Origin of the sequence: Streptomyces sp. NPDC049541 (assembly GCF_044465725.1) — a bacterium.
GTDB lineage: Bacteria > Actinomycetota > Actinomycetes > Streptomycetales > Streptomycetaceae > Streptomyces.
The window spans coordinates 225,941-238,681 of the sequence record NZ_JBITLY010000005.1 but is presented as its reverse complement, the minus strand read 5'-3'; the positions used below and the strand labels follow the sequence as shown (position 1 = coordinate 238,681).

13 protein-coding genes and 1 riboswitch are annotated in these 12,741 nt (G+C 71.8%); of the genes, 8 read left to right on the top strand and 5 right to left on the bottom strand.

Features of this window, described 5'->3' with window-relative positions; all coding sequences use genetic code 11:
* Nucleotides 1-185 precede the first annotated feature (185 nt).
* Nucleotides 186-941, top strand: a complete 756-nt coding sequence (locus ACIBW9_RS20390; RefSeq protein WP_398956872.1) for a decaprenylphospho-beta-D-erythro-pentofuranosid-2-ulose 2-reductase — start codon at nt 186-188, stop codon at nt 939-941.
* Nucleotides 942-951: 10 nt separating this feature from the next.
* Here the strand turns inward: ACIBW9_RS20390 and ACIBW9_RS20385 are convergent, their stop codons facing one another.
* Nucleotides 952-1,530 (bottom strand): 2'-5' RNA ligase family protein, encoded by a 579-nt coding sequence (locus tag ACIBW9_RS20385; RefSeq protein WP_398956870.1) that lies wholly within the window; start codon nt 1,528-1,530, stop codon nt 952-954.
* A 137-nt stretch (nt 1,531-1,667) separates the two neighbouring features.
* Nucleotides 1,668-2,681: a tryptophan--tRNA ligase gene (gene trpS / locus ACIBW9_RS20380; protein WP_398956868.1), complete on the bottom strand. Its 1,014-nt coding sequence runs from the start codon at nt 2,679-2,681 to the stop codon at nt 1,668-1,670.
* A 131-nt stretch (nt 2,682-2,812) separates the two neighbouring features.
* Between trpS and ACIBW9_RS20375 the strand changes: the two genes are divergently transcribed.
* The 3 genes from ACIBW9_RS20375 to ACIBW9_RS20365 all read left to right on the top strand — a co-directional run bounded on the left by ACIBW9_RS20375 (nt 2,813) and on the right by ACIBW9_RS20365 (nt 5,137).
* A complete protein-coding gene (locus tag ACIBW9_RS20375; protein WP_398956866.1) occupies nt 2,813-3,373 on the top strand; it encodes an RNA polymerase sigma factor in 561 nt (186 codons plus the stop codon).
* Nucleotides 3,360-4,286, top strand: a complete 927-nt coding sequence (locus tag ACIBW9_RS20370) for a hypothetical protein (protein WP_398956864.1) — start codon at nt 3,360-3,362, stop codon at nt 4,284-4,286. Before ACIBW9_RS20375 ends, ACIBW9_RS20370 begins: the two co-directional genes overlap by 14 nt.
* 179 nt (nt 4,287-4,465) lie before the next feature.
* Nucleotides 4,466-5,137, top strand: coding sequence for a hypothetical protein (locus tag ACIBW9_RS20365; RefSeq protein ID WP_398957632.1), 672 nt, complete (start codon nt 4,466-4,468; stop codon nt 5,135-5,137).
* Between the two features lie 72 nt (nt 5,138-5,209).
* On the opposite strand, the gene ACIBW9_RS20360 is transcribed toward ACIBW9_RS20365, so the two are convergent.
* Nucleotides 5,210-6,661 (bottom strand): glycine hydroxymethyltransferase, encoded by a 1,452-nt coding sequence (locus ACIBW9_RS20360; RefSeq protein WP_398956862.1) that lies wholly within the window; start codon nt 6,659-6,661, stop codon nt 5,210-5,212.
* A gap of 45 nt (nt 6,662-6,706) precedes the next feature.
* Nucleotides 6,707-6,796, bottom strand: a riboswitch (ZMP/ZTP riboswitch).
* Nucleotides 6,797-6,898: 102 nt separating this feature from the next.
* On the opposite strand from ACIBW9_RS20360, the gene rocD reads away from it, so the two are divergent.
* The gene (gene rocD / locus ACIBW9_RS20355; RefSeq protein ID WP_398956860.1) at nt 6,899-8,104 is read left to right on the top strand and encodes an ornithine--oxo-acid transaminase; all 1,206 of its coding nucleotides are present in this window, start codon (nt 6,899-6,901) and stop codon (nt 8,102-8,104) included.
* 138 nt (nt 8,105-8,242) lie between these two features.
* Nucleotides 8,243-9,082, top strand: coding sequence for a hypothetical protein (locus ACIBW9_RS20350; protein ID WP_398957630.1), 840 nt, complete (start codon nt 8,243-8,245; stop codon nt 9,080-9,082).
* A 26-nt stretch (nt 9,083-9,108) separates the two neighbouring features.
* On the opposite strand, the gene ACIBW9_RS20345 is transcribed toward ACIBW9_RS20350, so the two are convergent.
* Nucleotides 9,109-10,509 (bottom strand): PLP-dependent aminotransferase family protein, encoded by a 1,401-nt coding sequence (locus ACIBW9_RS20345; protein WP_398956858.1) that lies wholly within the window; start codon nt 10,507-10,509, stop codon nt 9,109-9,111.
* A 47-nt stretch (nt 10,510-10,556) separates the two neighbouring features.
* Between ACIBW9_RS20345 and ACIBW9_RS20340 the strand changes: the two genes are divergently transcribed.
* Together ACIBW9_RS20340 and ACIBW9_RS20335 are read left to right on the top strand one after the other, a co-directional pair.
* The gene (locus ACIBW9_RS20340; RefSeq protein WP_398956856.1) at nt 10,557-11,054 is read left to right on the top strand and encodes a carboxymuconolactone decarboxylase family protein; all 498 of its coding nucleotides are present in this window, start codon (nt 10,557-10,559) and stop codon (nt 11,052-11,054) included.
* Nucleotides 11,051-11,779: an isocitrate lyase/phosphoenolpyruvate mutase family protein gene (locus ACIBW9_RS20335; protein ID WP_398956855.1), complete on the top strand. Its 729-nt coding sequence runs from the start codon at nt 11,051-11,053 to the stop codon at nt 11,777-11,779. Before ACIBW9_RS20340 ends, ACIBW9_RS20335 begins: the two co-directional genes overlap by 4 nt.
* Here ACIBW9_RS20335 and ACIBW9_RS20330 read toward each other — a convergent pair whose 3' ends face one another.
* The gene (locus tag ACIBW9_RS20330; RefSeq protein WP_398956853.1) at nt 11,780-12,733 is read right to left on the bottom strand and encodes an ABC transporter substrate-binding protein; all 954 of its coding nucleotides are present in this window, start codon (nt 12,731-12,733) and stop codon (nt 11,780-11,782) included.
* Nucleotides 12,734-12,741 lie beyond the last annotated feature (8 nt).

Sequence of the window (12,741 nt, the reverse complement as noted above, 5' to 3'; positions counted from 1 at the left end):
ATGCCCCGCGCCGCCCCGGGGTCCGGGGACGCCACCCGAGAACTACACCACGACCGGCCTCTCCCACCGCCTCGCCCTCTCACCATGCGCCACGTCGACCGAGGGCCCGGGACGCCACCCGAGAGAAACAGCACGACCGATCCCATCCCGCCACCTCGCCCTCCGGCCACCTAGGAGCTGCTGTCGTGAAGGACGCCTTCGGCCTCCCCCAGTCCCTGCTCGTCCTCGGCGGTACGTCCGAGATCGCGCTCGCCACGGCCCGCCGTCTCGTCGCGCGCCGCACCCGGACGGTGTGGCTCGCGGGACGTCCCTCGCCCGCCCTGGAGCAGGCCGCGGAGCAACTGCGCGGCCACGGTGCCGATGTGCACACCGTCTCCTTCGACGCGCTCGACCCCGACGCCCACGAGACCGCCCTGGGCAAGGTCTTCGCGGAGAGCGACGTCGACATGGTGCTGCTGGCCTTCGGGATCCTCGGCGACCAGGCGCGCGACGAACGCGAACCGGCCCGGGCGGTGCGCGTCGCACAGACCAACTACACGGGCGCGGTGTCGGCGGCCCTGGTGAGCGCCCGCGCGCTGCAGACGCAGGGCCACGGCTCGCTGGTGGTGCTCTCCTCGGCCGCCGGCGAGCGGGCCCGCCGCAGCGACTTCATCTACGGCTCCAGCAAGGCCGGCCTGGACGTCTTCACGCAGGGCCTGGGCGACGCGCTGCACGGCACCGGCGTGCACGTCATGGTCGTACGCCCCGGCTTCGTACGGTCGAAGATGACCGCCGGCCTCGCAAAGACACCACTCACGACGACTCCGGAGGCGGTCGCGACGGCCGTCGAACTGGGGCTGCGGCGGCGCTCGGAGACGGTATGGGTGCCCGGCACGCTGCGCGTGGTGATGTCGGTGCTGCGGCACATGCCGCGCGGGCTGTTCCGCCGACTGCCCCTGTAGCCGCCCGGCGTCAGCGGGCCGGCAGGGAGCCGCGCTCCACGTGCCCGGCCTGCGGCGGCACCACCAGCCCGCCGAAGGGGTACTCCCGCAGCTTGCGCCACACGCCGTCCGCGCCCTGCTCGTACAGGGCGAAGCCGGTGCACGGCCAGTCGGCCTCGTAGTCGGCGAGCTCCTCGAAGGCGCGGTCCATCGCCTCGTCGTCGATGCCGTGCGCGACCGTGACATGCGGGTGGTACGGGAACTGCAGTTCCCGCGGTACGGGGCCGGCCGGGTCGCGGAGCTGCTTCTGCAGCTGGGTGCAGGCCTCGGCGCCCTCGGCGATCCGCACGTAGACGACGGGTGACAGGGGCCGGAAGGTGCCGGTGCCGGACAGCCGCATCGGGAACGGCCGGCCGGTCGCGGCGACCTCGGCCAGGTGCGCCTCCACGGCCGGCAGGTCACTGCCGTCGACCTCGGTCGGCGGCAGCAGGGTGACGTGCGTGGGGATGCCGTGAGCAGCGGCGTCGCCGAAGCCCGCGCGCAGCTGTTGGAGCAGGCTGCCGTGTGGCTCCGGGACCGCGATCGACACGCCGATCGTTACGGTCCCCACGTCGTCTCCTGTCGTCGTGACGGTTTTGTTCTCAGCCGTCGGCTATCGACTGTACGGCCACGGCTGGGTCGCGGGCAGGCGCAACCGTAGTGATGTGCAGCGCTCTGCCGGGTGGCACATACGTGCGCCGGGGTGCGTCAGTGCTTGGCGGGCAGGAAGCCCACCTTGTCGTACGCCTGGGAGAGGGTCTCCGCGGCGACGGCGCGGGCCTTCTCGGCACCCTTGGCCAGGATCGAGTCCAGCGTCTCCGAGTCGTCCAGGTACTGCTGGGTGCGCTCCCGGAAGGGCGTCACGAACTCGACCATGACCTCGGCGAGGTCCGTCTTGAGCGCGCCGTACATCTTGCCCTCGTACTCCTGCTCCAGCTCGGCGATCGTCTTGCCGGTGAGGGTGGAGTAGATGGTGAGCAGGTTGCTGACGCCGGGCTTGTTCTCGGCGTCGTAGCGGATGACGGTGTCGGTGTCGGTGACGGCGCTCTTGACCTTCTTGGCGGTGGCCTTGGGGTCGTCGAGGAGATTGATGAGGCCCTTCGGCGTGGACGCCGACTTGCTCATCTTGATCGACGGGTCCTGCAGGTCGTAGATCTTCGCCGTCTCCTTCAGGATGTACGGCTTCGGGATGGTGAAGGTCTCGCCGAAGCGGCCGTTGAAGCGCGTGGCGAGGTCGCGGGTGAGCTCGACGTGCTGGCGCTGGTCCTCACCGACCGGGACCTCGTTGGCCTGGTAGAGCAGGATGTCGGCGACCTGGAGGATCGGGTACGTGAACAGTCCGACGGAGGCGCGTTCGGCGCCCTGCCTGGCGGACTTGTCCTTGAACTGGGTCATGCGGGAGGCCTCGCCGAAGCCGGTGAAGCAGTTCATGACCCAGGCCAGCTGGGCGTGCTCGGGCACATGGCTCTGGACGAAGAGCGTGCAGCGCTCGGGGTCGAGTCCGGCCGCGAGCAGCTGGGCGGCGGCGAGCCGGGTGTTGGCGCGCAGCTCCGCCGGGTCCTGCGGAACGGTGATCGCGTGCAGGTCGACGACCATGTAGAACGCGTCGTGGGACTCCTGCAGGGCCACCCACTGGCGGACGGCGCCGAGGTAGTTGCCGAGGTGGAACGAGCCTGCGGTGGGCTGGATTCCGGAGAGCACGCGGGGACGGTCAGAGGCCATGTTCACCATTCTCTCAGGTCTGTCGAGTCGATCCGGAACTGGTCGGAAACAGATGGGAACCGATCCGTCTGCTGCGGTGTAACAAGGGTGTGAGGACGCGGGAGGGGGGCCGCATCGTCGATGAGGCCGCGGTGATCGCACGCGTACGCGCCGGGGAGCCGGAGGCGTATGCGCAGCTGGTGCGGGCCCATACGGGCATCGCGCTCAGGGCGGCCGCGGCGCTCGGGGCGGGTGCGGACGCGGAGGACGTGGTGCAGCAGGCCTTCGTCAAGGCGTACTGCGCGCTGGGCAGGTTCCGGGACGGCGCCGCCTTCAAGCCGTGGCTGCTGTCGATCGTCGCCAATGAGACGAGGAACACAGTGCGCACGGCGGCCCGGCAGCGCACGCTCGCCGGCCGGGAGGCGGCCCTCGGTGAGGCGGAGCCGCTGATACCGGAGTCGGCGGACCCGGCGGTGGCGACGCTGGAGGCGGAGCGCCGTGCGGCGCTGCTGTCCGCGCTGGAGAAGCTGAGCGAGGAGCACCGCCTGGTCGTCACCTACCGCTATCTCCTGGAGATGGACGAGTCCGAGACGGCCCAGGCCCTGGGCTGGCCTCGCGGCACGGTCAAGTCCCGCCTGAACCGCGCCCTGCGCAAGCTGGGCCGACTGCTGCCGGATTTCGGGCCTCGGGAAGGGGGTGATGAGCGTGAGTGAGGGACGGGGTGCGTACGACGGCGGGGGACCGCGGGGGCGTGACCGCGGAAGGAAGCGCGAGATGAGCCCTTCCCGGCTGCCGGAGGAGCTGCGGGCGCTCGGCCGGTCGCTGGACGCGCCCGGGAGCGACGCCGACGGCCGTTCTCACGGCACCGAGACGATGGTCGAGCGGGTGCTGGGGCAGATACTGGCCGAGCATGTGCCGGTCCCGGTGGCCGAGCCCCGGGGCGCCCGCGAGCGACTGGGCGCGGTCCGCCGCTGGACCCGGCTGCGGTGGCGCACGCTGACCACGGTCCTGTGCGGTCTGCTGACGGTCCTCGTGCTCACGCCCCCGGTGCGGGCCGCGGTCTTCGACTGGTTCGGCTTCGGCGGGGTCCAGGTGCGGTACGACCCGTCGGCGGTGCCCTCGCCGGGCGCCTCGGTGCCGGGCTGCGGCACATCGGTGTCGCTCGGACAGGCCGGGCACCGGGCCGGTTTCGAGCCGCTGCTGCCGGGCGCGCTCGGCATGCCGGACACAGCGGCGGTAGCGAGCGAGCCACACGGTCGGTTCCTGGTGAGCCTGTGCTGGCGGGAGGGCGGGCGCACGGTACGGCTGGACGAGTTCCCGGAGCGGCTGGACGTCGGCTTCACCAAGGTCCTGCGCGAGGCGCCGGAGTGGATCGAGCTGGGCGAGGAGTCCTCGGCGGACGGTGTGCGCGACTACGCGCTGTGGTTCCCCCGCCCCCATCTGCTGAGCTTCTGGCTGGTCGACACCGAGGGGAACCGCTTCACCCGCCGGGAGCGGACCGCGGGGCCGACGCTGCTGTGGACCCACCGGACCGGGGCGGGGGCCGTGACACTCCGGTTGGAGGGCGTGGCGTCCGAGCACCGGGCCGTGGAGATCGCTAAGTCGCTGGAGAAACCCTCGAAATAGCGCGGTCGGGGTGGGAACCCCGACGGTTCGGGCGGTGTACCAGAAGTGACAGGCGGCTCGGAGAAGAGCCGTACGACACCGACCGCTGGGGGGACTTGATGCATGGGTGGCGGGACAGTCGGGCGAGGGTGCGGGTCGCCGCTCTCTTCACGGCGGTGGTGGCGGTGGCCCTGTGCGGAATGCCGCTGGCCGCGGCATCCGGCGGGGCGGGCGCGGCGGCCCAGGCACAGGTCCGGGACGTCCCCGACCTGGCGATGATCGTCGCGGGCGGCACCGGGCGGACGACGGTGCTGCGGTCCGGCGAGCCGGCCTTCGCCCGGCTGCGGCAGCTGTTACGGCCCACCTACGCGGGGACGGAGCGGGTGCCGGACGCCTGGGTCGAGGGGCGCCATCCACCGGTGGCCTTCACGGTGGTCTGGGGGCTGACGGGCGTCGGGGGCTGGCCGCAGACGACGCGTCCGCCGGGCGGTGACGTGGCCGTCGAGCGCCAGGACCAGCTGTTCGTGGCGGCGGACGGCACGCCCTGGATACGCACCGATCCCGCACCGGCCGTGCAGGACGACGACATCCGCTGGCATCGGGCACCCCGCTCGGTGTTTGTGCAGCTGGAGCAGGCGAAAGTGCTGAGCGGCCTGGGCGACGGGGCGGCCGGGCCCGGCGGGAGCGGCACCGGCGGTGACGGGGCCGCCGGGCAGGGGGCCGCACGGAGCGGTGTCCGGTGGGCGGTGCCCGGGGCGGCTCTTGGGCTCGTGGTCGGGGCGGGCGGGGCGCTGCTGATACGCCGCGCGGCGGCCCGGCAGGGTGCCGGACCGCCGCGGGAGGAACCACGCCAGGAACTCATCGAGCTCTGAGCGTCACCGGTCGCTGAGCCTCACCGATCTCCGAACGCCATCGATCTTTGACAACTCAAGAGAGGGCGCTGGTCAGCCCAGGTCGATCTCCGGGTACAGCGGGAAGCCGGCCACGAGGTCGGTGGCGCGGCGGGAGATCTCGTCGGCGATCTTCGGGTCGAGGACGTGCTGCGCCTTGGACGGGGCGCCCGACTTGGTGGTGCCCGGCTCGGCGGTGGTGAGGACGCGGTCGATCAGGCCCGCGACCTCGTCCATCTCGGCGGTGCCCAGGCCGCGCGTGGTCAGGGCGGGGGTGCCGATGCGGATGCCGGAGGTGTACCAGGCGCCGTTGGGGTCGGCGGGGATGGCGTTGCGGTTGGTGACGATGCCCGAGTCGAGCAGGGCCGCCTCGGCCTGGCGGCCGGTCAGGCCGTAGGAGGTGGCCACGTCGATGAGGTTGAGGTGGTTGTCCGTGCCACCGGTGACGAGGGTGGCGCCGCGGCGGATCAGGCCCTCCGCCAGCGCGCGGGAGTTGTCGACGATGCGCTGGGCGTAGTCCCGGAACGAGGGCTGACGCGCCTCGGCGAAGGCGACCGCCTTGGCGGCCATGACGTGCGGGAGCGGGCCGCCGAGGACCATCGGGCAGCCGCGGTCGACCTGGTCCTTGAGGGAGTCGTCGCACAGGACCATGCCGCCGCGCGGGCCGCGCAGCGACTTGTGGGTGGTGGTGGTGACGATCTGGGCGTGCGGGACCGGGTCGAAGTCGCCGGTCAGCACCTTGCCCGCGACCAGGCCGGCGAAGTGCGCCATGTCCACCATCAGGGTCGCCCCGACCTCGTCGGCGATCTCCCGCATGATGCGGAAGTTCACCAGCCGCGGGTAGGCGGAGTAGCCGGCGACGATGATCAGCGGCTTGAACTCGCGGGCCGAGACGCGCAGGGCCTCGTAGTCGATGAGGCCGGTGGCGGGGTCGGTGCCGTAGGAGCGCTGGTCGAACATCTTGCCGGAGATGTTCGGGCGGAAGCCGTGGGTGAGGTGTCCGCCGGCGTCCAGGGACATGCCGAGCATGCGCTGGTTGCCGAAGGCCTGGCGGAGTTCGGCCCAGTCGGCCTCGGTGAGGTCGTTGACCTGGCGGGCGCCCGTCTTCTCCAGGAAGGGGGCCTCGACGCGGTCGGCGAGGACGGACCAGAAGGCGACGAGGTTGGCGTCGATGCCGGAGTGCGGCTGGACGTAGGCGTGGCGGGCGCCGAAGAGCTCCTTGGCGTGTTCGGCGGCGAGCGACTCGACGGTGTCGACGTTGCGGCAGCCTGCGTAGAAGCGGCGGCCGATGGTGCCCTCGGCGTACTTGTCGCTGAACCAGTTGCCCATCGCGAGGAGGGTGGCCGGGGAGGCGTAGTTCTCGGAGGCGATCAGCTTGAGCATCTCGCGCTGGTCGTGGACCTCCTGGCCGATGGCGTCGGCGACGCGCGGCTCGACGGCGCGGATCACGTCGAGGGCGGCACGGAAGGCGGTGGACTCGGTGGAGAGGGGCTGCTGCTCTGACATGTCGTCGGCCTCCGGGTGGCGTGGCGTGCAAGCGGTCACGGTTCTCGGTCTGGCCCAGGCGCACGGCACTCGGTCACGCATGGGTCGCTCCCCGATGGTCCGTCCCATCCTTGCGCGCCAGTCACGACCCGTCGATCAGCCTACCGGCCACGCCGGAGAGCGCAGGTCCCGCGTCCACCATGCGAGCGACCATAGGAAGAGGGGGCCGCTGCAACCGCCACACCACCGGGAGGTCCCGTGACCACGACGGACGCGCTCATCGCCGCCGCCGACGCGCACAGCGCGCACAACTACCACCCGCTGCCCGTGGTCGTCGCCTCCGCGGACGGGGCGTGGATGACGGATGTGGAGGGGAGGCGGTATCTGGACCTGCTGGCCGGTTACTCGGCACTCAACTTCGGGCATCGCAACCGGCGGCTGGTGGAGGCGGCGAAGGCGCAGCTGGAGCGGGTGACGCTGACGTCGAGGGCGTTTCATCACGACCGGTTCGCGGCCTTCTGCTCCGAACTCGCCGAGCTGTGCGGTATGGAGCTGGTACTGCCGATGAACACCGGCGCGGAAGCGGTGGAGACGGCCGTGAAGACGGCCCGGAAATGGGGCTACCGGGTCAAGGGCGTGCCCGCGGAGATGGCGAAGATCGTGGTCGCGGGCAACAACTTCCACGGCCGCACGACGACCCTCGTCAGCTTCTCCACCGACCCGGAGGCCCGGGCGGACTTCGGTCCGTACACGCCGGGCTTCGAGATCGTGCCGTACGGGGATCTGACGGCGATGCGGTCGGCGGTCACGGAGAACACGGTGGCGGTGCTGCTGGAGCCGATCCAGGGCGAGGCGGGGGTGCTGGTGCCGCCCGCCGGCTATCTGCCCGCGGTGCGGGAGCTGACGCGCGAACGGAACGTGCTGTTCGTGGCGGACGAGATCCAGTCGGGCCTCGGCCGGACCGGAAAGACCTTCGCGTGCGAGCACGAGGGCGTGGTGCCGGATGTGTATGTGCTCGGCAAGGCGCTGGGCGGCGGGATCGTGCCGGTGTCGGCGGTGGTGTCGTCGGCCGAGGTGCTCGGAGTGTTCCGGCCCGGTGAGCACGGTTCGACGTTCGGCGGGAATCCGCTGGCCTGTGCGGTGGCGCTGGAGGTGATCGCGATGCTGCGGACGGGCGAGTTCCAGGCGCGGTCCGCGGAGCTGGGCGGTCATCTGCACCGGGAACTGGGGGCGTTGACCGGCACGGGCCGGGTGCGGGCGGTGCGCGGGCGGGGGCTGTGGGCGGGCATCGACATCGCGCCGCGGTACGGCACCGGGCGGGAGGTGTCCGAGAAGCTGATGGAGCGCGGGGTGCTGGTGAAGGACACCCATGGGCCGACGGTGCGGATCGCGCCGCCGTTGGTGATCGCGAAGGAGGACCTGGACTGGGGGCTCGCGCAGTTGCGGGCGGTGCTCGGGATCTGAGCGGCTCGACGGGGGCGATGAAACGGTGGCGTTCTGGGACCTTGCGTAGGTATGTGAAGCATTAGATCGGTGCGAGCGGATGCCGGGGCATCGCCGCTTCCTGTGCGTCTCCCCTACAGTCACTTTGTGATCTTTGGGATGGTGTGCGCGCTGGGCGCGGCGGTCTGCTTCGGTACCGCGACGGTTTTGCAGGCGGTTGCCACGCGGTCGGCCGGTACGGGTGGGGGCGGGGAGGCGGCGCTGCTGCTGCGGGCCCTCAGGCAGTGGCGGTATCTGGCCGGGCTGGCGCTGGACGGGCTGGGGTTCCTCTTTCAGATCGCCGCCCTGCGGTCGATCCCGATCTACGCGGTCGCCGCGGCGCTCGCGTCCAGCCTGGCGGTGACCGGGGTGGTCGCGGCGCGACTGCTGCAGGTGCGGCTGAGCGGGACGGAGTGGGGTGCGGTCGGGGTGGTGTGCGCCGGGCTCGCCATGCTGGGGCTGGCGTCCGGGGCCGAGGGGAATCGCGACGGGTCGACGGCGCTGAAGTACGCGATGCTCGCGATCGCCGTCGTGGTGCTGCTGCTCGGGTTGTTCGGGGGGTGGTGGTCCGGGCGGGGGCGGGCTCTGGTGCTCGGCCTGGGAGCCGGGTTCGGGTTCGGGGTGGTGGAGGTGTCGGTGCGGCTGATCGACTCGCTCGCGCCATCGGAACTGCTGACCAACCCGGCGACATACGCCCTCCTCATCGGCGGGGGCGCGGCCTTCCTGCTGCTGACGTCGGCCTTGCAGCGCGGCTCGGTGACCACCGCCACCGCCGGACTGGTGATCGGCGAGACGATCGGGCCGGCGGCGGTGGGTGTGGTGTGGCTCGGGGACCGTACCCGGGACGGGCTGGCCTGGCTTGCGGTGCTGGGGTTCCTGGTCGCGGTCGCGGCGGCGCTGGCGCTGGCGCGGTTCGGGGAGGCGCCGACCACGGACGCCACGACCGCGGAAACGGCCTGAGCGAAAGTCCGCGCAGAACAGTGCGATTACGGCTCTGCCGATTCCGGGAGTGCCGCGCACAGCGCGTCCAGGGTGCCCGCCCATGCGCTGTCCGGCGGGGTCCCGTACCCCACCACCAGCGCGTCGTGCGGTTCCACGGTCGCTTCGGGGTGCCGGTAGCGGTGCAGCCCGTGTACCGCGAGGCCCTGCCAGGCCGCTGCCCGTAGCGTCGCCTGCTCGGTGCCCGGCGGCAGCCGCAGCACCACGTGCAGGCCCGCCGCGATGCCCGTGGCGCTGACCTGCGGGGCCCTGCGCGCGAGTTCCGCGACGAGCGCGTCCCGGCGGCGGCGGTAGCGCAGCCGGGCGGCGCGCACATGGCGGTCGTAGGCACCGGAGGTCAGGAACTCGGCGAGCGTCAGCTGGTCCAGGGCCCCGCAGGAGTCGATGTGCCCCTTGGCCTTCGCCGCCTCCCGGGCGAGGTCCGGCGGCAGGACCAGCCAGGCCAGTCTGAGGCCGGGGGCGAGGGACTTGCTGGCCGTGCCCGCGTAGACGACGTGGTCCGGGTCCAGGCCCTGGAGGGCGCCGACGGGCTGGCGGTCGTAGCGGAACTCGCCGTCGTAGTCGTCCTCGACGAGCAGGCCGCCGGTGCGCCGCGCCCAGTCGACGGCGGCGGCGCGCCGGTCGCGGTGCAGGGTGCCGCCCATCGGGAACTGGTGGGCGGGGGTGAGCAGGACCGCGTCCTCGTCCGTCAGCTCCCCCGGGTTGGTGCCCCGTTCGTCGAACGGCAGCGGGACCGTCCGCAGACCGGCCTGAGCCAGCAGGTCCCAGTGCACGTACAGGCCGTACGACTCCACCGCGACCGTCCTCGCGCCGCGCTCCCGCAGTACCGCGCCGAGGATGCGCAGGCCGTGCGAGATGCCCGCGCACACCAGGATGCGTTCGGGGTCGGTGCGCACGCCCCGGGCGCGGGCGAGGTAGTCGGCGAGGGCGGTGCGCAGTTCGATGCGGCCGCGTGGGTCGCCGTAGTCGAGGGCCTGGTACGGGGCCGCGGTGAGGGCGCGGCGGGCGGCCTTGAGCCACGGGGCGCGGGGGAAGAAGGCCAGGTCGGGGGTGCCGGGGATCAGGTCGTAGGCGGGGCGGTCGACGGTGCGGGAGCGGGGTGCCGACGCGGCGGGCCGGCTCACCGCCCGCTCGGACACCCGGGTGCCCGAGCCCTGCCGTGCCGTCAGCCAGCCCTCCGCGACCAGGTCGGCGTAGGCGTCGGCGACCGTGTTGCGGGCCATGCCCAGGTCCGCGGCAAGGGTGCGGGAGGAGGGCAGCCGGGTGCCGGGGGCCAGCCGGCCGGTGCGGACGGCCTCGCGCAGGGCGTCGGTGAGACCTCTGCGGAGCCCCGGACCAGTCGGCTCCAGATGCAGGTCGACGCCCAAAGTGGCCCAGGATTTCGCCATGGGAATGGACCATACCGCTGGGCTGCCTCACTTCTAGGGTCGAAGGCATGACGACACAGGAAGCCACCGCATACGCGCCCGAGCAGCCCGCCCGGCTGCGCTGGGCCCAGCACACCCCCGAGGTCTACAAGGCGATGGTCCGCCTGGACGCGGCCGCCCGGCGGGGCCTCGACCCGAAGCTGCTGGAACTGGTGAAGATCCGCGCCTCACAGCTCAACCACTGCGCGTTCTGCCTGGACATGCACACCAAGGACGCGCTCGCGGCCGGTGAGAGCGTCGAGCGGATCGTCCAGCTCGGCGCGTGGGAGGAGTCGAAGCACTTCTACACGGAGAAGGAGCTCGCCGCCCTGGAGCTGACCGAGGCGGTCACCGTGCTGACCGACGGTTTCGTCCGGGACGAGGTGTACGAGCACGCCGCCAAGCACTTCGAGGAACCCGAGCTGGCGCAGCTGATCGCCGCGATCACGGTGATCAACGCGTGGAACCGGTTCGGCGTGACCTGCCGCATGGCTCCGGGCCACTACGAGGCGGGGCAGCACCGGTGAGCAAGGTGGACGTCTTCCGCGCGCTGCACAGGCGCCCCGCCCCGGACGACCCTCTCGTGCTGCCCGGCCCCTGGGACGCGGTGAGCGCCCGGGTGTTCGTCGAGGCCGGCTTCCCCGCGCTCGCGACGCCCAGCGCGGGGATCGCCGCCGCCCTCGGACACGAGGACGGGTCCACCCCGGCCGACGAGATGTTCGCTGCGGTGGCGCGCATCGCACGCGCCGTGGACGTGCCGGTGTCGGCGGATGTCGAGGGCGGCTACGGGCTCGCACCCGAGGAGCTGGTGGAGCGGCTCCTGGAGGCGGGCGCCGTGGGCTGCAACCTTGAGGACTCGAACGGGGGTGTCCTCAAGGACCCGCACGAGCACGCAGAGTGGCTCGCCGAGGTGCGGCACGCGGCGGGCGACCGGCTCTTCGTCAACGCCCGCGTCGACACCTTCTGCCACGGGGACGGCAACCCCGAACGGGCCATCGAGCGGGCCGCGTTGTACGTCGCCGCGGGCGTCGACTGCATCTATCCGATCGGCGCCCCGGCGGACGTACTGCCGCTGCTGCGGTCCGGGATCCAGGGGCCGGTCAATGTGCACGGCACGCTGGACGGCAAGGGCCCCTCGACCGCCGAGCTCGGTGAACTCGGGGCCACTCGGATCACGTTCGGGCCGGGGCTGCAGCGCTGGGCGGCGCTGGTGCTGCAGGGGATGGCCGAGCAGCTGAACAAGCTGAAGTGATCAGGACAGCCACGCCTTCCACGTCGACGCGTGGCTGTCCACCCACTTCTTCGCCGCCTGCTCCGGGGTCAGCTTCTGGTCGGCGATCATCAGGGAGACCTCGTTCTGGTCCTCGGTCGTCCACCTGAACTTCTTCAGGAAGGCCGCCGCCTTGCCGCCCCGCTTCGCGAAGTCCGCGTTGAGGTACTTCTGCAGCGGGGTGTGCGGGTAGGCGCAGGCGACCTTCGCCGGGTCGGTGTCGCAGCCCTCCTTGTACGGCGGCAGCTTCACCTCGGTCATGGGGACCTTCTTGAACAGCCACTGCGGCGCGTACCAGTACGTCAGGAAGGGCTTCTTCTCCTTGGCGAACTGTTTCATCTGGGTGATCTGCGCGGCCTCGGAGCCCGCGAACACCACCTGGTAGTCCAGCTTCAGGTTCTTCACCAGCGCCTTGTCGTTGGTGACGTAGGACGGTGAGCCGTCCATCAGCTGGCCCTTGCCGCCGCTCTCCGCGGTGCGGAACAGCGACGAATACTTGTTGAGGTTCTTCCAGTTGGTGATGTCGGGATGCTGCTTGGCCAGGTACGTCGGCACGTACCAGCCGATGTGGCCGGTCACCCCGAGGCCGCCACCGCGCGCGATGGTCTTCTTGTCGTCGACGTAGCGCTTCTCCTGGTCGGGGTGGCCCCAGTCCTCCAGGATGGCGTCGACACGGCCCTGGCTGAGCGCGTCCCAGGCGGGGACCTCGTCCACCTGGACGGTGTCGACCCGGTAGCCCAGCTTGTGCTCGAGCAGGTACTGGGCGACGGCCACGTTGGACTGCGCGCCCACCCACGACTGGACGGACAGGGTCACGGACTTGGCGCCCTGCGCGCCTGCGAACGGGGACGCCTGCTTGGTCATGTCGGCGGCACCGCAGCCGGTGAGCAGCACCAGGGAGCCCACCGCGGCGGCCGTAGCCAGAGTCGTACTCATCCTCGTAC

Bases quoted from the DNA above. Each gene is read 5' to 3' on its own strand.
- trpS (WP_398956868.1), bottom strand. From the start codon at position 2,681: ATGGCCTCTGACCGTCCCCGCGTGCTCTCCGGAATCCAGCCCACCGCA.
- ACIBW9_RS20370 (WP_398956864.1), top strand. From the start codon at position 3,360: ATGAGCGTGAGTGAGGGACGGGGTGCGTACGACGGCGGGGGACCGCGG.
- ACIBW9_RS20365 (WP_398957632.1), top strand. From the start codon at position 4,466: ATGCCGCTGGCCGCGGCATCCGGCGGGGCGGGCGCGGCGGCCCAGGCA.
- ACIBW9_RS20360 (WP_398956862.1), bottom strand. From the start codon at position 6,661: ATGTCAGAGCAGCAGCCCCTCTCCACCGAGTCCACCGCCTTCCGTGCC.
- ACIBW9_RS20350 (WP_398957630.1), top strand. From the start codon at position 8,243: ATGGTGTGCGCGCTGGGCGCGGCGGTCTGCTTCGGTACCGCGACGGTT.
- ACIBW9_RS20345 (WP_398956858.1), bottom strand. From the start codon at position 10,509: ATGGCGAAATCCTGGGCCACTTTGGGCGTCGACCTGCATCTGGAGCCG.
- ACIBW9_RS20340 (WP_398956856.1), top strand. From the start codon at position 10,557: ATGACGACACAGGAAGCCACCGCATACGCGCCCGAGCAGCCCGCCCGG.
- ACIBW9_RS20330 (WP_398956853.1), bottom strand. From the start codon at position 12,733: ATGAGTACGACTCTGGCTACGGCCGCCGCGGTGGGCTCCCTGGTGCTG.